Annotated in this window: 17 protein-coding genes; 7 read left to right on the forward strand and 10 right to left on the reverse strand. The window is 44.5% G+C overall.

The annotated features are described in order from the left end of the window. A complete protein-coding gene (gene dinB / locus JHD69_RS05315; RefSeq protein WP_199138079.1) occupies positions 1-1,104 on the forward strand; it encodes a DNA polymerase IV in 1,104 nt (367 codons plus the stop codon). A gap of 92 nt (positions 1,105-1,196) precedes the next feature. Next, a complete protein-coding gene (locus JHD69_RS05320; RefSeq protein WP_199138081.1) occupies positions 1,197-1,355 on the forward strand; it encodes a hypothetical protein in 159 nt (52 codons plus the stop codon). A gap of 1 nt (position 1,356) precedes the next feature. On the opposite strand, the gene JHD69_RS05325 is transcribed toward JHD69_RS05320, so the two are convergent. The 8 genes from JHD69_RS05325 to JHD69_RS05360 form a co-directional block, all read right to left on the reverse strand. Next, complete coding sequence (locus JHD69_RS05325; protein ID WP_199138083.1) at positions 1,357-1,722, reverse strand: response regulator; 366 nt, start codon at positions 1,720-1,722, stop codon at positions 1,357-1,359. A gap of 73 nt (positions 1,723-1,795) precedes the next feature. After that, the gene (locus JHD69_RS05330) at positions 1,796-2,935 is read right to left on the reverse strand and encodes a cytochrome-c peroxidase (protein ID WP_199138084.1); all 1,140 of its coding nucleotides are present in this window, start codon (positions 2,933-2,935) and stop codon (positions 1,796-1,798) included. A gap of 4 nt (positions 2,936-2,939) precedes the next feature. Next, positions 2,940-4,502, reverse strand: coding sequence for a DUF6850 family outer membrane beta-barrel protein (locus JHD69_RS05335; RefSeq protein ID WP_199138085.1), 1,563 nt, complete (start codon positions 4,500-4,502; stop codon positions 2,940-2,942). Between the two features lie 44 nt (positions 4,503-4,546). Then, positions 4,547-5,875 carry a DUF4876 domain-containing protein gene (locus JHD69_RS05340; protein ID WP_199138086.1) on the reverse strand — a complete coding sequence of 443 codons (1,329 nt, stop codon included), beginning with the start codon at positions 5,873-5,875 and terminating at the stop codon, positions 4,547-4,549. Positions 5,876-5,894: 19 nt separating this feature from the next. After that, on the reverse strand, positions 5,895-8,666 hold the full coding sequence (locus JHD69_RS05345; protein ID WP_199138087.1) for a TonB-dependent receptor domain-containing protein: 2,772 nt from the start codon (positions 8,664-8,666) through the stop codon (positions 5,895-5,897). Between the two features lie 114 nt (positions 8,667-8,780). Next, entirely contained in the window at positions 8,781-10,139 is a 1,359-nt protein-coding gene (locus JHD69_RS05350) for an MATE family efflux transporter (RefSeq protein ID WP_199138088.1), read from the reverse strand. A 52-nt stretch (positions 10,140-10,191) separates the two neighbouring features. Further along, positions 10,192-10,824: an AlbA family DNA-binding domain-containing protein gene (locus tag JHD69_RS05355; protein ID WP_199138089.1), complete on the reverse strand. Its 633-nt coding sequence runs from the start codon at positions 10,822-10,824 to the stop codon at positions 10,192-10,194. Positions 10,825-10,841: 17 nt separating this feature from the next. Next, positions 10,842-11,327, reverse strand: coding sequence for a DUF4442 domain-containing protein (locus tag JHD69_RS05360; RefSeq protein ID WP_199138091.1), 486 nt, complete (start codon positions 11,325-11,327; stop codon positions 10,842-10,844). A gap of 103 nt (positions 11,328-11,430) precedes the next feature. Here JHD69_RS05360 and JHD69_RS05365 point away from each other — a divergent pair, with 103 nt between their 5' ends. Next, positions 11,431-11,739: a phosphoribosylpyrophosphate synthetase gene (locus JHD69_RS05365; protein WP_199138093.1), complete on the forward strand. Its 309-nt coding sequence runs from the start codon at positions 11,431-11,433 to the stop codon at positions 11,737-11,739. A 30-nt stretch (positions 11,740-11,769) separates the two neighbouring features. Here JHD69_RS05365 and JHD69_RS05370 read toward each other — a convergent pair whose 3' ends face one another. Together JHD69_RS05370 and JHD69_RS05375 are read right to left on the reverse strand one after the other, a co-directional pair. Continuing rightward, positions 11,770-12,453 (reverse strand): response regulator transcription factor, encoded by a 684-nt coding sequence (locus JHD69_RS05370; RefSeq protein WP_199138094.1) that lies wholly within the window; start codon positions 12,451-12,453, stop codon positions 11,770-11,772. Next, a complete protein-coding gene (locus JHD69_RS05375; RefSeq protein ID WP_199138095.1) occupies positions 12,453-13,907 on the reverse strand; it encodes a sensor histidine kinase in 1,455 nt (484 codons plus the stop codon). Before JHD69_RS05375 ends, JHD69_RS05370 begins: the two co-directional genes overlap by 1 nt. Before the next feature lie 141 nt (positions 13,908-14,048). Here JHD69_RS05375 and JHD69_RS05380 point away from each other — a divergent pair, with 141 nt between their 5' ends. From JHD69_RS05380 to dinB (JHD69_RS05395), 4 genes are all read left to right on the forward strand, one after another. Further along, complete coding sequence (locus JHD69_RS05380; protein ID WP_199138096.1) at positions 14,049-15,221, forward strand: redoxin family protein; 1,173 nt, start codon at positions 14,049-14,051, stop codon at positions 15,219-15,221. Positions 15,222-15,309: 88 nt separating this feature from the next. Further along, on the forward strand, positions 15,310-16,539 hold the full coding sequence (locus tag JHD69_RS05385; RefSeq protein WP_199138097.1) for an MFS transporter: 1,230 nt from the start codon (positions 15,310-15,312) through the stop codon (positions 16,537-16,539). 176 nt (positions 16,540-16,715) lie between these two features. Beyond that, complete coding sequence (gene hemF, locus JHD69_RS05390) at positions 16,716-17,609, forward strand: oxygen-dependent coproporphyrinogen oxidase (RefSeq protein ID WP_199138098.1); 894 nt, start codon at positions 16,716-16,718, stop codon at positions 17,607-17,609. 173 nt (positions 17,610-17,782) lie between these two features. Next, on the forward strand, positions 17,783-18,940 hold the full coding sequence (gene dinB / locus JHD69_RS05395) for a DNA polymerase IV (RefSeq protein WP_199138104.1): 1,158 nt from the start codon (positions 17,783-17,785) through the stop codon (positions 18,938-18,940). Positions 18,941-18,943: the final 3 nt, after the last annotated feature.

Consider the following 18,943-nt stretch of genomic DNA (forward strand, 5'->3'; position numbering starts at 1 on the left):
ATGAAATCAGAAGATGACAAATTGCTCAGAAAAATCATCCATATTGATATGGACGCATTCTATGCATCGGTTGAGCAGCGCGATTTTCCGGAATATAGGGGCAAGGCACTGGTGGTTGGCGGTCCGCCTGAAGGCAGGGGCGTGGTGGCTACCGCTAGTTATGAAGCACGAAAGTTCGGCGTTAAATCAGCCATGACCAGCCGTAAAGCCCAGCAGCTCTGTCCACATGCCATTTTCGTTTACCCGCGCTTCGCTGCTTACAAAGAGGCTTCGCAAAAAATAAGGGAAATATTCAGGCGTTACACCGATCTGATTGAGCCGCTTTCGTTGGACGAGGCGTATTTAGATGTTACGGAAGATAAATTGGGAATCGGTTCGGCCATTGCCATTGCCCAGGAAATTAGGCAGGCCATTAAAGATGAACTGCAACTCACCGCATCGGCTGGTATATCCATCAACAAGTTTATAGCCAAAATCGCATCGGATATGAACAAGCCCGATGGCTTAACTTTTATCGGGCCGTCCAAAATCGAAAAGTTTGTAGAGCGCCTGCCCGTCGAGAAGTTTTTTGGCGTGGGCAAGGTTACTGCCGAGAAAATGAAGCGCCAAGGCTTGCATACCGGACTAGACCTCAAGCAACTGGGTGAGCAGCGTATGGTACAGCTGTTTGGCAAAACCGGCAAGTTCTTTTATCATATTGTGAGGGGCATTGACAACAGGCCGGTACAGCCACATCAGGACATCAAATCGATCAGTGCCGAAGATACCTTCTCATACGATCTGGATAAAGGCGAAGAACTTAGCGAATGGCTGGACAAGATTGCCAGGTCGGCTTACAAAAGGCTGCAAAACCATCAGGTATTTGGCCGTACGCTGACCCTGAAAATCAAATTTGGCGATTTTAAGCAAATTACCCGAAGTACTTCTCTTGCTACACCTATTTTAGAATTGGAACAGGTGCTGGAAATTGCCAAAAGCCTTTTGGAACAAGTTGATTTCGCTGGCAAGAAAGTGAGGCTAATTGGTGTCGGCTTTTCAAATTTTGGTGAGGCCAGAACCAAAAACAATGCAACCGGCTATCAAACTTCCTTATTCGACCTGTAGCTAACATAACCTTTGCTTAACTTTAAGTAAACAATTCCGCCTTATTTTTACTTAATAATTAATAAGGGTTCATTCATCCTGTACAAGTTAATATGAAAATCAACGTTGTAGTTATTGCGATCGTTATTGTTGCTGTACTGGCTTTTGTTTATTTTATTGTGAAACGCAATAGAAAAGACCAAAAGGATTTAGAACAGGAGCTTAACGAACGAGAAGTAAAGCCAGAAAAGCACCGCGACCAACAGGTTTAGCCTAGTTGTTGCTTGTTAGCTGTTCTTCCAATATTTCTAGTAAACCGTCTATATCGAAAGGCTTTGGTACAACCTCGTCTGCACAAACTTCTTTCACTTTTTGTATTTGTGGGTGCGTAGAGAGCACTATAACCGGTATATGACTGGTTTGTTCGGCCTCTTTAATCTGTCGGCAAAGTTCGGTGCCTTCTAAGGTAGGTTTTACAATATCCAGCAAAATGGCATCGGGTCCAAATGCAGTAATGTGTTCGAATATGTTTCGTTCGGTGGTATGCAAGCTGGACTCATAACCCGCTTCTTCTAATACCAAAGAGATCAATTCAAGAATATCTCTGTCGTTTTCTATAACCAGCACACGCTTTTTCATTGAGGTAGCTTATTAAAATTTGCGACTAAATATAGTGTAATTCTTGTATTTGCCAACAAATTAAAATTCAGAATTATTTGGGCAGTTCAGGTTGCCTGTCTTTCCAAGGGCTTGTAGTAATTGCCTGCAGAAAAGCAACCACGGCATCTCTTTCGCCCTTGCTGAGCCTTAAGCCACGCAACAGCTTGTCGTTTTTAGGCAATAGCGGGTCATTTTCCTGCTCCGGCTTTACTCGCTGCACCGGCATGCCCACATTGTACATGTTCAAAATGCCATCCATATCGCCAAAGAGGCCATTATGGAACCAGGGCCCTGTACGCATTACATTGCGCAGGCTTGGCGTTTTGAATTTACCAACATCTTCGGGCTTTTTGGTTACGTTGTACAAGCCCAAGTCCTCGTATTTGCGTCCGTAATAGGTGAGGCCCACGTTGTGGAAATCGTTATCGGTAAACAAAGGTCCATTGTGGCAGTTCACGCAGCGTGCCTTGGTTCTGAAAAGATGCAAACCCACCAATTGCTGATCGGTAAGGCTATTTTTGTTGCCTTCTAAAAACCTGTCAAAATCAGATTTCCTGCTGACAATGGTTCGTTGAAAATCGGCCAGGCTTTTAAAAATACGTTCGGTATTGATCTTGTCATCACCAAATGCGGCCGTAAACAGGGTTCTGTAGCCTTTAATCTGCTTCAGCTTTTTAGGCAGCACCTTCATGTCCTGGTGCATTTCTATTTTAGAGGTAAGCGGGCTTTCGGCCTGTTCTTCCAGGCTATTGGCGCGGCCGTCCCAAAACAAGCGCTTGTAAAACCAAACATTTTCCAGTGATGGCGCATTGCGAGTATTAGGTGCATGGTCGTGGCCAATAGACACTTCTCGTCCATCGGCCCAGTTCAGGTCGGGTACGTGGCAGCTCGAGCACGAGATCTGATTCGATTCGGAAAGGCGCGGGTCGAAGAACAGCATCCTGCCCAAATCGACGATCTTTTTAATCGAATCGTTTTTGAGATTGATTGGCGAAGGGGGCAAGATCCCCAATTCGGTATATTTTACACCAGAATCAATGGTTGGCTTTGGCCATTGGCTCGGCGGTTTAGCATAGATTTTTCTGAGCGAATCGACAGGAATATCATCGCCCATTCTAAACTCGGTCGACCTGAACGAAAGGAACAACAAAAAAGCAAACGTAACACTTAATCCAAACAAAATCTTCTTCATGGCATCAAAAATATAGATTTAAGCTCATATTTGTGGCAAAACGATCCTTCCCCGGCAAACTCGAATAAGCGCTTTCGATTGTTTGTTCTTCTAGTTTTCTGAGGTAGAAGGTATTAATGGCAATGGCCGATCTCATGGTTCTGAAAATTGGAAATCCATAGGCCATTTTAAGTTGGCCACCAAGCGATGTAGCGGTATTGAAAATATAATCGCGATTGATGACGTTTTGGGTAAAGTAACCTGGCTGCTGCACTACCTTAAACGCGCTGGCCAAAGGCAGGTTGTAAGAACCCGTTAAGTTAATGGCAAAATAGGTATGGTTGGTATTGCTATGATTCAATCCGTAACCTAAAGACAGGAGCAGGTTGTTGTAGTATACATTGTTGCCACTGATGCCATCTGTTCTCTCTTCGCTGTACTGCTGGCCAGCCAAATAAAAGCTATGGGTATTCGCTTCCGCATATTTGTTGACAAACAGCTTTGCCGTTACATTATTGCCGTTATAGATGTAATTATTGGCCTGGTAAGTGAGGTTAAAGTCCTTTCCGGTTTGGCTTTGAAAGTTAACGGTAGCTCCATAGCCAAGGCGATTTGATTTGTTGAGCCATAAAAGATTAACCTTCGTAGTTTCCAGGCCATAGCTGGTGTAGTCTGTAAAACCGCTGCTGTTGCTGTAAAAATAGTGCTGATTTTCTTTAAGGAAGCTTCCGTTCAGGTAAAAATCACCTAAAGTATTTGTATGTAAGTCCATAAACAGATCGGCTCCGTTTCTTACCATTTTATCATCATAGGTTCTGTTTTTCAAGGCGTCGTCCCATTCCCGATATCCGTTTACCAAATGATTGTAATACACGGGGAAGGCCGAACTTTCATAATACCTAGGATTTTTATAGCCTATGTTGATGCTTTCGCGACCGTAGCCATGTCCATAACCAAGCCCGGCTTTAAGGGTCTTCGAAAAGCGATAGCCCAAAATGCCCTTTAAATTGAATTGGTACTCGCCAACCGAACCCCTGGGGTCGTTAGTAGAGAAGTGGTCGCCGACTTTGTAATTGGTTTCGAACGAAAAAGTCAACTTGTCTTGCCAAATGCTTTTGCTAGCCATGGCATTAAAAGCATAAATGGTCCGTTCATAATGCACATAGCCCGGCGATCCGAAATAATACGGTGTAGTGGTATTGCTTCGGGTTTGATGGGCATAGCGCGTGCTGTCTTCGAAAATCTTTTGGTAGTTTAAGCTTCCAAACAATTTAACAGTGCCTATTTTGGCTGTTCCTTCGGTAGCAAAACCACCACTGTTAATGGTAGTTGCGCCTTGCGCCGGTATAAAATGGCCTCGCTCAAAACTGTAGGCCACACCGGCACGGCTCACCCTGTTGGGCATCAAGTCGATCAGGTAGTAGCTGCTGGCCTGCGCAAAACGCATTTTAGCCAGCTGTATCGAATCGGCATAAACAAATTGCGAAAGATTGGCATTGGCCAGTCCTATCGAATCCTTTCTGCCTTGTGCAAACGTGGCAAAAGGCAAAAGGAGCAGGAATAGAAAACAATATTTGCTTTGGTACATTGCAACATTAAATCGCCAGTCGCTTAAAGCTGGCTATGGTTATGTTATTTAAAACCTCTTGGGGTGGCTACGTTGAGGAAAGTGAAATCTTCGGTACTGTTGTTGGTGTCTTTCAAGACGATACGTCCGTTTACTGTTTTTTCGGTTTTTCTGATGATCGACTGCGAAGTATAAGAACCTAGTGGTACGTAGGTAAAGCCAGCATCAAGAGCCGAGTTGTATTTTTTAGGAATACGGTCATCGGCCTCTACCGGTTGAACTTCAACGGCATCGATCACGTATTTGTTCGGAATTTGATAGTATTTGGTGGCTGTTGACGAAGGGGTGGCCTTGGTGGGATAGTTGTACATGGGCCAATCTTTAGGGCTTTGGGTACCATCAGCTTTGATCAAGGCATAAGAATACCTGCCCGGATTATCGAAAATCATATCAGTTCCGAAATACGAAAGCACGGTAAGGTTCGGTACATTTGGGTTGTCGATATCAGATGCCAAGGGTTTGGCCAATAAGGGCGCATAATAGGCTTCAAAATCGGCGCCACTCAAATCAATGGTCAATGCCGGATTGATTACCGTAACCTGCTTGCCATCGGTACCCGTAAATGGCGCCTTGTGGTTGATGGCGGTTTGCGCCACTACAATGCTTTTGCCGGGCTGTACAGGATATTGCTTGCCGGTTCCGGGAATCATCAAAAATGCGCGGGCGTAGATGTAATCGTTATTAGCATCGATATTGGCTGGCATGTTCACCGATTTAGACCAGTCTAATTGGCCGGTTGAAGCCAATAGATTATAAGAATTGGCAGTCGATTTGGTAATCAGGCCAACGGTTTCGGCAAAATAAAGGCTATCAGCATACAATACCTTGTCGCTGTTGTTGTAAAACTCTATAAATTGATCCCTGTACAAGGCGCCGTTAACACGGTCTGAACCTGCAAAGTATACTTGCTTGATGACCCAATCGCCAGTAAAACCAGCCCTTAGGTTAAGCGAAAGCGTTTCGTTAAAGCCTACCGCAATCTGTTTGTTTTTAAGCGAAGCATTAAAAGTTACGGCCCTGTCTACCGGAATAGCTGTAATGGCGGTATAATCTGCGGCCGAAATCGTTGCCGAAGCATCAATATCGTAGGCCCCTGGCGATAACTGTGAAATCAGCAAAGTTCCTTTTTCAGAAACATTAAACTCACGAACGGTTTTGGTGCTTACGTTGGTTACCTTAACTTTTACCACGTTTAAAGGCAACTTATAGGTACTGGTTTCAAGGTTGTAAGATACATTTACATTTACGTCGATGGGCTGTATCTCTGTCGTGTTATTTTTTTTGCAAGCCGTTAGCGCTAAGCTGGCCAAAAACAGGTAAAGGTATTTTTTCATTTTGCTGCGATTAAAAAAATTAAAGTTTTAACGAAATCTCGGCTCCAAAAGTTGGAGCACTATTGGGGAAGGTATAAGTATTGGTCGTCGAAATATAATAGGGCTGATAGTTGAATACGTTGTATACGTTGAAGGCAAACCTGAAACGTTTCTTGATCTCTTTGGCCAGGCTCAAATGGAAATTGGGAATGATTTTAGGCACATTGTTTTCGTTGATTTCCGACGAAGGCTTGATCAAATGGCCATAATCCAAGTTGTTCGGATCTGGATCGGTTACCGTAATGTATCTGCCATCGCGGGTAAGATAGCCCAGCGGGACGCCAGCTGTTGGCGATTGCACGGTTTTTTGAAGCAAAGAAAAATCGGCAATAAAGCTTACTATCAAGCTGATTTTAGGGATATGTGTAGACGAACTCAACGAGGCATTGCTCAAATACGATGTACGGTTGGCAGGTTCATAAACACCGATAATGGCATAATCGGGCCTAGCAGTGCCTTCGTCGGTAAAGCTCGACTGCCTTGGACTGTTGGTGCGGTATTTCGTTCTGAAAATACCCGCGCTAAGGTTAAAGCTGGTAGCTAATGCAGTGATTTGCGGCGTGTTGGCAATCAGTTCAATGCCATCATTGTCCGACCTCAGGTCGTTGTTGAACGTAGAATAGGTGAAGCTGTAGTTTTTGGTACCCGTTTGCGTAATGATCGGCTTTTGGTTGGGTACTGGCGTTACTGTGTAAGAAGGCAGGGTAACATATTCCCGTTGCGCAACCGTGCTGATGCCATCTCTCGATTGTTTGCTGAATACGGCCAACGAGATACGGTAGTCTTTCATCTTGAGCTGAGACGTAAATTCGAAAGTCTGGCTTTTCGATGATTTGATGTTGCTGGCCGTAGGATTGTAGCGGTTGACGTAAACCAGGTAAGTGCTTTCGGCTACTTTGCCGTTGTAAGCGTTTACCAGTGGTATTTCATTATACACTGGTCCGGGATATCTTTGCGCCAACGAAGGCGATTTAAATGCCAAGCCGTAAGCCAAGCCGATGCTCAGGTTATCGCTCAACGAATAATTGGTATTGATCCTAGGCGAGAAGGACGGCAGGGCATTTTGAATATCGTACCGCAAGCCACCACGTACATTAAGTTCCCTTTTAAAGAGGTTCAGTTTAAAGACGTCCTCTAGGTAAAGACCAACGTTTTGTTGCGGTATGGCCAAAGCAAAATCGTAATAACGCTCAGAACGGTTAGAAGTGAGCGAAGTGGGGGCAACGGCCGTCTGTGCACGGGGCCTGCTAGGATCTAAAACCTGGCCCAAGCCCTTGTTGGCGCCGTAATCATAGCTGATGCCAAAACCCAGGAAATGCGTGGTATTTCCGAGTTTAAAATCAGCATTGAAATCCAGTTTGGCCGAAGCGTTGACTGGCCGGCCATCTATTAGCGATTGAGCCGTATAAATGCCCGGTACATAACTTCCTTCGTGTATACCGGTGGTGGTGGCGTCAGAAATAATGGCGTATGGCTCATTTCTGTACTGTTCTTTATAGCTGACCTGATGGCCCTCGGCATAGCGCAGGTTAAGTGAAACACTCTTCAGGAAATTGGTATTCAAGCGGTAAAAACTACGATTGGCTGCACTGAAGTTCCAGCTGTTAAATTTGGTTACGGTTTTGCTGATATCGTCTGGATCGCGCTTAATGCCATCAAGATTTTGGCCATAATCGATGCTCAAGGTGTTTTTGAGGCGTTTTTCCTTGCCAAAAGTATTGGTATATATGGTAGAAGCATTGATTCTGCGGTAAGCCTTGATTTTGTCGCGGTTATCGGCAAAAGAATTTACGTAGTTGAGGCCTACATTCAATGCCCCCGCTTTGGGCGAGAGCTTAAAGCCCTGCGAATACCCATAAGAAGTGGCATTGTCGCGCAGCTGCATGCGCAGGTAAGCCGGCGCCTTGCCCGCTTGGCGTTCAACAATCAGCGCCCCATCGCTCAAATCGCCATATTTGGCTGGCGCAACACCCGAAATCACTTCTATGCTTTCGATGTTGTCGGCAGGTATCTGCCGTAAATCCGTCCCACCAAAGGCAAAGTCGCCGGAGTACGACGTTGTGCTCGTACCGCTTAAGCCATACGAATTGCCGCTTGACAGGTAGGAATTGCTGACCCCCAGCATACCAGGATTAAAGCTCTGCATGTTCATGTTGTTGCTAATGGCATTGCCATCAACAATAATGGCCACGCCAAAGGCATTGTTCATTTCAAAGGCGCCTCTGTTGTTGGTGGTCGGCGCAAAGGTAGAACGCAAGGTAAGGTTCTGTACATTTTGCAAAGATGGAGGCGTGACCTTTCTGTTCGGAATTTGGTTCAGCAGGTCTGAAAGGCTCAATGCTGGCGTACGTTCAATAATGTCTCTGCTGATGATCAGCGATGAGTTGGATGAACCTTCGTAATTTCTTTTGGCATTGATGTCGATGGTAGCCAGGCTCAGGTTGAGTTCCTGCATAACTAAAACCCCAAAGTCGAAATTATTTGCCGTAAGCTTAATCTGCCTGGTCAGTTTTTGGTAGCCGATGTAAGAAAACTCAAAAGTAAGCACAGCATTGCCAATGTGGCTAAGCTGTACTTTGAATGCGCCATCTTTATTGCTCGTTAAATATTGGTTGAGCTCAATAATTTTAATATTGACAGCTTCAAGCGCTTGACCTGAGGAAGCGGTTACTTTGCCCGAAATAGTGGTGCTTGGCTGGCCAAATGCACTAAACAGGCTACACGATAAAAGTAAGGTATAAAGTAATTTCAATTAAGACTAATTCTAATTTGGCGCAAAGATGTGAAAAATCTGAACAGCCGGCAAGTTATTTAGAATAATTCTTAATTGTAGTTTAGATTGTTACACCAAAGCTAAACTGCTTCTTTACGAATTGGCCAAGAGCTTGGTGCGGTGCTGAAACCTGAAAAACAATAGGATAGAGGCTGTTAACAAGCCAAGGGTCAGGCCATACCAAATGCCTTTTACACCCATGCCAAGGTGCATGCCCAAGAAGTAGCCTACCGGTATGCCAATAACCCAATAAGAAAGAAAAGTGACCAAGGTTGGAATATTGACATCGCCTATGCCACGCAAAACCCCCAAGCCAACTACCTGTGTACCGTCAAACAACTGGAAAAATCCGGCAATGATTAAAAGCTGCGCCGCAATTTCGACCACGGCTATGTCATTGGTATAAATGTAAGGCAATATGCCGCTGGCCAAAATAAAGAGGAGAGCCGTACAGCTCATAAAAGCCAAGACCACATGGTAGCTGGCTACCGCCGAAATGCGCAGGTTAACCAGATCTTTCTTGCCCAGGTAATTACCGGTTTTAATAGTAGCCGCCGATGCGGTGCCACTGGCAACCATATAGGTAAAGGCGGCCAAATTAATGGCAATCTGGTGGGCGGCCTGTGGTGCGGCGCCAAATGTACCAATCAGGATGGCCGCGCCACTAAATGCACTGATTTCGAATACATACTGCATAGAAACCGGCGCACCAATTTTGATGATCTGCCCGCTTCTTACCTTGTCCATAAAAGTCCACTTGAATTTTTGAAGGTATTTCTTGAAGTTTTTAGAAGTCAGTACATAATAGCACATCACCAAGGCCATCAAACAACGGTCAACCAGCGTGCTGATCCCTACGCCTTTTACACCCATAGGCGCAATGCCAAATAAGCCTTTTACCAATATAATACCCAAAACAATATTCAGCAGGTTGCCGAATATGGAGATGAACATGGCTTGTTTGGTAAAGCCCAATCCTTCGGCAAATTGCTTAAAAGTTTGAAAAACCATCAGCGGAATGATCGAAATAGACAGCAGGCCCAGGTAAGGTTTGGCATATTTGACTACTTCAGGCGATTGGCCCAAATGATCGATGGCGGCCAACGTGCCAAAATGGAGCAGGCTATATAAGATTATTCCGGTAAAAATGTTGATCAGCAGACTGTTGGAAAGCAATCGGCCACATTCTTCGTGGTTTTGTGCGCCATTTTCCTTCGCAATCAAAGGCGTTAAACCATAAGAAATACCCAAGCCCAAAACCAAGATCAGCGTAAACAAACTATTGACCAAAGAAACGGCGGCCAACTGTACCGTTCCGGCAAACTGGCCCACAATAATGCTGTCGGCCATGTGCACCAGCATGTGGCCAATCTGCGAAACCACAATCGGACCAGCTAAGATGAGGTTTTCTTTGTAGTAAGGCTTATATTTAGTGTAGAGGGCTTGTAGCATAGCGTTGCAAAAATGAGGTTTTTATCCCACAAATCGGCTCGTTTTGTGTTAATTATTTGAGCTCGGCTACGGTAAAATATTCTTCTTTTTCTGAAGTATGTGGCAGGATTACGCCGGTTAAAATGAGGCTTACAATAATTTTCTGTGCCTTTTTGTAGGCGCTTCGGGTCAGTTTGCTGTATTCTTTCAGGGTAATGCGTCCATGTTCTTCCAGGTATTCGAGCAGTTTCTTTTCGTGCTCCGAATAGGCAATAAGCTGGCCTGTTTCCTGGTTGCCCTGCTTCAATACATCCACAATAATCTTGCTGGCCAAAATGCTTTTGTCTTTTATCCTGAAATAAACCCACCATTTTTTGTTTTCGTCCATGGCATAATGGGGTTTCGAGTCGCTTTGCGGGATGTCGACTACCAAAACCACCTTGTCGTCAAGGTAAACCTCTTCGAATTTAGGTTCTATGGCAGGTTTACAGAACTGGTGGGCAGCCTTGTTGATCATGTATTTTTCTTCTTCCTCAGACTTGACGCCTTTGATGGCACCATCGTCGGTAACGCCGATCAGCAGCTTGCCGCCTTTGTTGTTGGCAAAGGCAACTAGGGTCTTGGCAATTTTTTCGACACTGCTAATGGTCTTTTTAAAATCCAAGCTTACGTTTTCGCCTTCCAGGATCAGTCTTTTGATATTCATACGCTAAGCTTTAATTGTTAAATGGCCACTTTTTGTTTTTCGCCAGGAAATTTGGTGCGCAGGTATACTTCGTTTTGTACGGTGGCACAAAGTTCGCCCTGTTTATTGTAAAGTTCCATCGGGTACGATTTGACGAACTTTCCGGTAGTGTTGAGCGCTGTTTTGGCCTCTGCTATCATCTCGTCGGTAACCACCAGGGTAAAGTAAAGGCTGGTTAACCCCGGCTTCAGGTATTGGATGGAAGCGCTCTTGAGCCAAACGCGTACCTTAAACCCGCTACGTTGCATCAGCTGGTCGAAAAGGATGGCATAAAAAGGATCTGTTGCCGCATAAATGGAACCGCCAAAAATAGAACCATTGTAGTTTCTGTTCAAAAAGCTGTTGCTGATCTTTACGTCGACGCCCCTAAAGCCCGGATGGAACCTTCTGACCCAAATTCGCTGAAACAATAGTGGTGGATATAAGCACAAGGCCCATTTAAGGGTTCTCTCTGAAACTATCATGATGGTTAAATATCTGAAATACTATTGAGCTTTGAAAGTTTTATAACGGAATTTAGTTGCAAATTGATGGCTCGTTTTAAGTCAAAAAATAGTAAATTAGGCTATGCATATTTACGACACCATGAGCGCTGCCTTGGCAGACCTCGAGCAACGCGGCTACGAATACGATTTTAACCTGACCAACGACGGCATCGAATGCAAGTCTCTAGACCTCAAACTGATGCCCGAAGAGTTCGAAATAGAAGAATTCTACCGTTTTGAGGGCATGACCGATCCGGCCGACAGTTCGGTGGTATATGCCATTTCTTCAGCTGTAGGCAATTTGAAAGGCGTATTGATTGATGCTTATGGCGCTTATGCAGAAAACATCTCGCCCGAACTGCTGGATAAGCTTAAAGTGCATCACGATTAAAGGTGCATTTGTTAAATTGTAATTCCTGACCTAACAAATCAGCTTATAGCCCATGCCACGCACGTTGATGATCTGCACGCTTTCATCATCCTGCAGATGCTTGCGCAAACGCGTGATGAAGACGTCCATGGTACGCGTATTGAAAAAACTGTCGTCGCCCCACAATGACAACAGGGCCATTTTCCGTTCGGTTAAGCGGTTTTTGTTTTTGTAGAGGAGCCATAGCAATTCTGCTTCCCGGTGCGAAAGCTGTATGGCATTGCCTCTCAAAGAAAGCTCCTGCTTGGGGTGGTTGAATAAATAATCGCCAATAACGATCGATTCGGCAATAGCCTTGTCTTCCCGTAATGTTCTTTTCAGCAGCTCATCTATGCGGAGAAAGAGCTCTTCCAAGCTGAAAGGTTTCTTAAGGTAGTCGTTGCCGCCGCTTTGGTAGCCTTCAATGACGTCGGCAGTAGTGGTTTTGGCGGTCAGAAACAAGATAGGGATGTTTTCGTTGCTTTGCCTTACCTGCTTAGCCAGGGTAAAACCATCGGTATGGGGCAACATCACATCTAAGATCAACAAGTCGAATATGCCGTTCTGAAAGATATTATAGCCTTTTTTTCCATCTGGCGCATGGCTCACCGCATATCCCTTCTGTTCGAGGCTATCGGCAATGACCTTGGCCAGGAAAGGTTCGTCTTCTACCAACAATAGTCTTTTGTTTGCCATTAGCTAGGGAGTTGAATGACAAAGATACTGCCATGGGGTTGGTTATCAATTACCTTGATTTGGCCATGGTGTTGCACAATAACATTTTGCACATAATTGAGGCCCAGGCCATAGCCTTTAATATCATGTACATTGCCTGTTGGGACGCGAAAAAACTGTTCGAATATTTTGGCTTTAAATTCGTCGGCAATACCAGGGCCGTTATCTGCAATTAAAATATTAATGTATTTATCCTTAATAAGATAGCGAATTGTAATTAAAGGGTTTGAGGAAGTGTTATACTTGATGGCGTTTTCAACTACGTTGCTCAATGCCCTGAACAAATGCAACTGATTACCTTTAATTGTCAATGCCGCACTAGCCTCCAACTGGATGTGGGCGTTTGTAGGTAAAGCTGTCGAATTGATAACCTCCGCCAGCAGTTCCCTTAGCTCTATTGTTTCATTTGTTGGGAAGGCAATTTGCTCCAATTTGGCACTGCCCAATATCTCTTTGGTTAAATGGGTGAGCTTCTTGGTCTGGTAAAGGATAATATCGAGGTATTTGTTACGCGTTGCCATGTCCTGGTCAAACTGTTGCATGGCTTCGGCGGTAATCTGTATCGACGACAGGGGCGTATGGATTTCGTGGGTCATGTTGCTGATGAACTGATTTTTCATGGCTACCAGCTTGCTTTGGCTAAGCAGGGTTTTAACGGTGTAGTAAAAGCAGAAAATGGTAATGCCAATCAGCAACAGGGAGCTGATCATCAACCACTTCATCTCTCTGAGGTAGTAGATATTCGGATTTTCCAAGCTGGCCCAAACCATTTCTTTTTCATAGGGCCTGCGTAGGGCCGTATTCACTTCTTGGGTAATGAATATTTTCCGGTCTTTCTTTTCGGCATTGAGCCTAAATGGCGTATAGATATCCTTTTTAGCCAGTTCTTTTTTAAATAGGGCAGCAAGGCTGCTTGTATTGGCTTTGGTAGCATTATAAATGTGCGAGAGGCTGTCGCCCAGGCGCTGGGTATAAAAATAGATGATGCCTTTGCGCAAATCGCCACCAAGCGTATTGTCTGTAAAATGATTAATGAAAATGCTTTTGGCCTGGGGAGTAATTTTGCGCACCTTTTCCTTAAAATTGGTAATGCCTATACTTACCGGTCTATTTCCTTTTTCATAGGGATGTGTATCGCGCATATGGAAAACCGTATTGCTGTCTCGGTTATTGATGTCGCAGGTAATAGTGATGAAGGCGGTATCGCTGAGCCATTTTTTTACGGCCGATTTGATCAATTGATGCCTGAGGTTTATTTCATCGTCTACGGCTTTTGTCAGCGCCTCGTTGCTGTCTTTCTTGAAGCGAGTTACGGTAGCCTGATAGTTCTGGTAGTTCCAATACAGCTGCAGGCCGGTAATGCCCAGCACACAAAAGCTCATCAGAACCAAAACCCAGGTTATCTTTTTCTGCATATTGCAAACATAGTACTCCTTTCAGTTAATCCCTGCATCAGTTAACACTAATTAACTTTACTTAACTACACTTAACCTGTCAGCCTTTGTTTTGATGCCATTTTTGTGGGAGATCAATTAATCACACAAACCTTTAAATACATGAAAAAGTTAATCCTAATGACCCTTTTACTGCTCAATGTTGCTTATGGCCAAGTTAAAAACAATGAGCTGGTGCCCAATTTTAAATTAACGACGGTTTTAAATGCACCGGTTAAAACCGCTGACCTGCAACAATTGAAAGGCAGGTTGGTATGGATAGAATTTTGGGCTACCTGGTGCGGGGCCTGTATAGAAGCCATGCCTCATTTGCAACAACTGCAGGATAAATACAAAAACAAGCTGCAGGTAATCAATGTAACGCAGGAAACTGCCGAACGCACCAAGCAGTTTATGAAGGCAAGGCCCTCAAAACTATGGTATGCCATTGATACGGCCGGAAAGTTGGCCGATCTATTTCCGCATCGCCTCATTCCCCATAGTGTGCTCATTTCGCCCGATGGGAAGCTGATTGCGGGCACTAACCCAGAAAGCATTACCGAAAAAGTAATCGATAGCCTGTTGGCCAACCAACAGGTGCACCTGCCGGAGAAAAAAGACAATTTGACGGCCGACTACATCAAGACCTATTTTTTTGCCGAAGACACCGTTAAAAGCAGGTTGGTGATACAGCCCGAAATCAAAGGTGGTCCGGGTATGCGGATGAATTTTATGGATCAGCCCGCCTTTGCGGGCAGGAGGCTTACCTTTATCAATGTGGGCGTAGGCAATATGTACCAAGAAGCGTTTGGCAGTTTCGGCTATGGAAGAACCATCAACAAGGTTGACAACAAAGAGAAGCAACGCTATTGCCTCGACATCATCGTGCCCCAAAAAGAACAATTGTTTCCGAGCCTGAAGGCTGCATTGGCCAAGAAGTTTGGCATCAAGGCATCGATACAAAAGCAGGATAAAGAGGTGTATGTGCTCAAGATCCTGGACCAGGATAAATTCAACAAAATCAAACGCAATACCGCTGGTAAAAGAACCTATTTCGCCATGCATGGCCAGATAGATCAGCAAAATATCAACATGGACGATTTTGCCGATTATTTGGAAACCTTTGGCGTTTATAGGCTATTGGTGCTCAACGAAACCGGCAACAACGAAAAATTCGACATCAAATTCTCGTTCCAACCCGAAAAACCCGAAACGCTAAACGATATTTTAAAGGACATGGGACTGGGCCTGGAAAAGGCAAACAGAAGCGTTGATTTTCTCGTGCTCGAAAAGTAGGCACGCAGGCTTGCAAAGTTTTTAAAAACTTCGCAAGCCTTATTTTCGGTTTTTTTTGTAGTTTAATCGGCTCAAACCAAACCGTATAATGGAAGAACCAAAAAATCAGACCAACAAGAATATTGTTTTTTTAGTGATCGTAGCCGCGTTGGGCTATTTTGTAGATATTTACGACTTAGTGCTGTTTTCTGTAGTACGCGTAGATAGCCTCAAAGAAATTGGCGTTACTACAGATCGGATGCAGACAGAAGGCTTATTCATTATTAATATTCAAATGTTGGGCCTTTTGTTGGGTGGCATTCTTTGGGGAGTATTGGGCGATAAGCTGGGCAGGATTAAAGTGCTTTTTGGTTCTATTCTTTTGTATTCTATTGCCAACATAGCTAATGGATTTGTTACAACGGTTAATAGCTATGCACTAATTAGGTTTATTGCCGGTGTTGGCTTGGCAGGAGAGCTCGGAGCAGGCATTACCTTGGTTACGGAAACAATGAGTAAGGAAAAGCGTGGTTATGGAACAATGATTGTAGCTGGTGTGGGCCTGTTTGGCGCAGTGGCAGCTGCAACTGTTGCCAAAAACTTCCACTGGACAGATGCTTACTTTGTAGGCGGTGGTCTGGGCTTACTCTTATTATTTCTCAGACTAGGAACTTTTGAGTCGGGTATGTTTAAAGATGTTGCAAAAAGCGAGGTATCAAAAGGCGATATCATCATGCTTTTTAATGATCGAAAACGTTTTGCCAAATATCTTTGCTGCATTTTGCTTGGGGTACCCTTGTGGTTTGTTGTAGGTATTTTGGTTACCTTGGCTCCAGAATTTGGTGTAGCCTTAAAAGCGAAGGAAACATTAAGTGCGGGTACGGGGATTATGTACACTTATATTGGCATAGCGATAGGCGATTTGGTAACGGGTATCTTAGCTCAAGTGCTAAAATCGAGAAAGAAAACAGTTCTAATCTTCCACGTGCTTTCAGCAATCAGCGTAGTTTATTATTTAAACAGTTATGGACTAGACAACAATAACTTTATATGGATATGCCTTTTTATGGGGTTTTCTGTAGGCTATTGGGCCACATTTGTTACTATTGCAGCCGAACAGTTCGGTACCAATATCAGAGCTACGGTTACTACGACAGCTCCAAATTTTGTCCGTGGGGCTTTGATTCCAATTACGTTTCTATTTCAGTTTTTTGCTAAAAAATTCAATATTATAACCTCAGCCTACATCTTAACTGCATTCTTAACGATCGTTGCCATTTTTGCAGTTAGCCTATTAAAAGAAAGCTTTGACAAAGACCTGGATTATGTAGAGGTTTGATTTAACTAATATTGAAGCCACCGTTTGATACTAATCTGTCAAGCTGTGGCTTTATTGCTTAACCAAGCATGCGTGCTTCGTTGTAAGTAATCGTATCTGTCAAAACAATGTACTTTCTCTATATTTGCGGCCGATTAGCTCGAATTAGCCGTAACTTTACAGCAAAATAATCAACCATGTTTAGGGACGAAGTAGCAGCAGCATATCAGCAAATTCAGGACAGTATTTGCGAGGGTTTGGTTCAGGCCGATGGCAGGGCAAAGTTCGAAGAAGAGCTTTGGCAACGTGAGGGTGGAGGTGGCGGCAGGACCCGTGTCATGCAAGGCGGCAACGTCATCGAAAAAGGCGGCGTAAATTTCTCTGCCGTACATGGCAAATTGCCCGAAGCTGTCAAAAAAGCATTCAAGGTTGCAAACGACGATTTTTTTGCTACCGGTGTTTCTATTGTGATGCATCCCGAAAATCCTTTCGTACCGATCATCCACATGAACATCCGGTATTTCGAAATGGACGAGCAGACCCGCTGGTTTGGCGGGGGCATCGATCTTACGCCGCATTACATCATTCCAACCGATGCCCGGTTTTTCCACCATCGCCTTAAACAGACCTGCGATGAGTTTGACTCCTCTTTTTATCCTAAATTCAAGGCGCATGCCGACGATTATTTTTTCATTAAGCACCGTGAAGAAACCCGTGGCGTAGGCGGTATCTTTTACGATAGGCTCAAACCCGAAAACACCTCCCTGAATTTTAAGCAGCTGCTTGATTTTTCTTTGGCCGTGGGCAATACCTTTATTCCTGTATATAGCGAACTGATCGATCGCAACCGCGATAAAGCATATAACGACCATCAGAAAGAATGGCAATACCTGCGCCGTAGCCGTTATGCCGAATTTAACTTGGTTTATGATGCCGGCACCAAATTTGGCCTCGAAACCAATGGCCGTATCGAAAGCATCCTGATGAGCCTGCCACCAACCGCCAAATGGAATTACAATCCACAAATTTTGGCTGGTAGCGAAGAAGAACAGACCAAAAACCTGCTTAAAAAAGGCATCGACTGGGTATAGCTTTGCTGCATTGCCGTCGGCAAGTTTAGCCGAATTTCCTGGGTAGTGGCGCAGCCAGCGATTTAAAAATTTTATAGTCAGGTCAAACCCTTATTTTAAAACTAAATATTTTAGCTAAAATTAAATTAAGATGAATAATACTAATTATATTAGTATTATATTTGTCTTGATTTATGCAGTTGGCCGATAAACATATTATTCATATGGACCAGGATGCCTTTTTTGTCTCGGTAGAGATTAAAAAAGACAACAGGCTGGCGGGAAAGGCCGTGATTATTGGCGGGCTTTCCGACAGGGGAGTGGTCTCTTCCTGCAGCTACGAGGCCCGTAAATTTGGCGTACACTCGGCTATGCCCATGCGTATGGCCCGCCAGCTTTGTCCGCATGCCATTTTCGTTAAAGGCAGTATGGACGATTACAGCAATTACTCGCACCAGATTACAGAGTTGCTCCAAGAAAGGGTACCCGTTTTAGAAAAGGCCAGCATCGACGAGCATTACATCGACATGACAGGCATGGACCGTTTTTTTGGCTGCATGAAATTTGCCCAGGAGCTGCGCAAATCCATACACGATCAAATCGGCTTGCCCATTTCATTCGGACTTTCCATCAACAAAACGGTATCGAAAATCGTGACCAACGAGTGCAAGCCCAATGGCGAAATGGAAATCAGCAAACCAGAAGTACAGCCTTTCCTCAATCCGCTCTCCATCAAAAAAATTCCCGGGCTTGGCGATTCTACTTTTATCAAGCTGAGCGAAATGGGCGTGCGCAAAATCCATACGCTCACTCAAATTCCGCCCGATTTAATGTTCAAAATCCTGGGCCAAAACGGGCTCAGCCTCTGGCAAAAGGCCAACGGCATCGACCTTTCGCCCGTAGTGCCTTACCGCGAACAAAAATCCATTGGCAAGCAGACCACTTTCGATAGCGACAGCATGGACGTAGCGGGCATCAAAGTGATGCTCACCGATATGGTAACCAAGCTGGCCTTCGAACTGCGCCAGCAGCACAAGCTAACGGCCTGTGTTACGGTAACCATCCGCTATGCCAACTTCGAAACGGTTACGCAACAGGCCAAAATTCCTTATACCTCGCTCGATTCGCTATTGATTGCCAAAGCCAAGGAACTTTTCGACAAGGTTTACCAAAAACGCATGTTGCTGCGTTTGGTGGGGGTTAAGCTGTCGCATCTGGTAGGTGGCTACGAACAGATTTCGCTGTACGGCCCTTCAGAAAAAATGTACAACCTATACCAGCGCATGGATAAAATCCGCAACCTGTATGGTACGGATGCCGTTCGTTTGGCCACTGTTTTTCCAGATAAATAGGCG

Origin of the sequence: Pedobacter sp. ASV12 (assembly GCF_016429155.1) — a bacterium.
Lineage (GTDB): Bacteria > Bacteroidota > Bacteroidia > Sphingobacteriales > Sphingobacteriaceae > Pedobacter.

Excerpts from the sequence above, each read along its gene's own strand:
- dinB (WP_199138079.1), top strand. The coding sequence starts at position 1 with ATGAAATCAGAAGATGACAAATTGCTCAGAAAAATCATCCATATTGAT.
- JHD69_RS05320 (WP_199138081.1), top strand. The coding sequence starts at position 1,197 with ATGAAAATCAACGTTGTAGTTATTGCGATCGTTATTGTTGCTGTACTG.
- JHD69_RS05325 (WP_199138083.1), bottom strand. The coding sequence starts at position 1,722 with ATGAAAAAGCGTGTGCTGGTTATAGAAAACGACAGAGATATTCTTGAA.
- JHD69_RS05330 (WP_199138084.1), bottom strand. The coding sequence starts at position 2,935 with ATGAAGAAGATTTTGTTTGGATTAAGTGTTACGTTTGCTTTTTTGTTG.
- JHD69_RS05335 (WP_199138085.1), bottom strand. The coding sequence starts at position 4,502 with ATGTACCAAAGCAAATATTGTTTTCTATTCCTGCTCCTTTTGCCTTTT.
- JHD69_RS05340 (WP_199138086.1), bottom strand. The coding sequence starts at position 5,875 with ATGAAAAAATACCTTTACCTGTTTTTGGCCAGCTTAGCGCTAACGGCT.
- JHD69_RS05350 (WP_199138088.1), bottom strand. The coding sequence starts at position 10,139 with ATGCTACAAGCCCTCTACACTAAATATAAGCCTTACTACAAAGAAAAC.
- JHD69_RS05355 (WP_199138089.1), bottom strand. The coding sequence starts at position 10,824 with ATGAATATCAAAAGACTGATCCTGGAAGGCGAAAACGTAAGCTTGGAT.
- JHD69_RS05360 (WP_199138091.1), bottom strand. The coding sequence starts at position 11,327 with ATGATAGTTTCAGAGAGAACCCTTAAATGGGCCTTGTGCTTATATCCA.
- JHD69_RS05365 (WP_199138093.1), top strand. The coding sequence starts at position 11,431 with ATGCATATTTACGACACCATGAGCGCTGCCTTGGCAGACCTCGAGCAA.
- JHD69_RS05370 (WP_199138094.1), bottom strand. The coding sequence starts at position 12,453 with ATGGCAAACAAAAGACTATTGTTGGTAGAAGACGAACCTTTCCTGGCC.
- JHD69_RS05375 (WP_199138095.1), bottom strand. The coding sequence starts at position 13,907 with ATGCAGAAAAAGATAACCTGGGTTTTGGTTCTGATGAGCTTTTGTGTG.
- JHD69_RS05380 (WP_199138096.1), top strand. The coding sequence starts at position 14,049 with ATGAAAAAGTTAATCCTAATGACCCTTTTACTGCTCAATGTTGCTTAT.
- JHD69_RS05385 (WP_199138097.1), top strand. The coding sequence starts at position 15,310 with ATGGAAGAACCAAAAAATCAGACCAACAAGAATATTGTTTTTTTAGTG.
- hemF (WP_199138098.1), top strand. The coding sequence starts at position 16,716 with ATGTTTAGGGACGAAGTAGCAGCAGCATATCAGCAAATTCAGGACAGT.
- dinB (WP_199138104.1), top strand. The coding sequence starts at position 17,783 with ATGCAGTTGGCCGATAAACATATTATTCATATGGACCAGGATGCCTTT.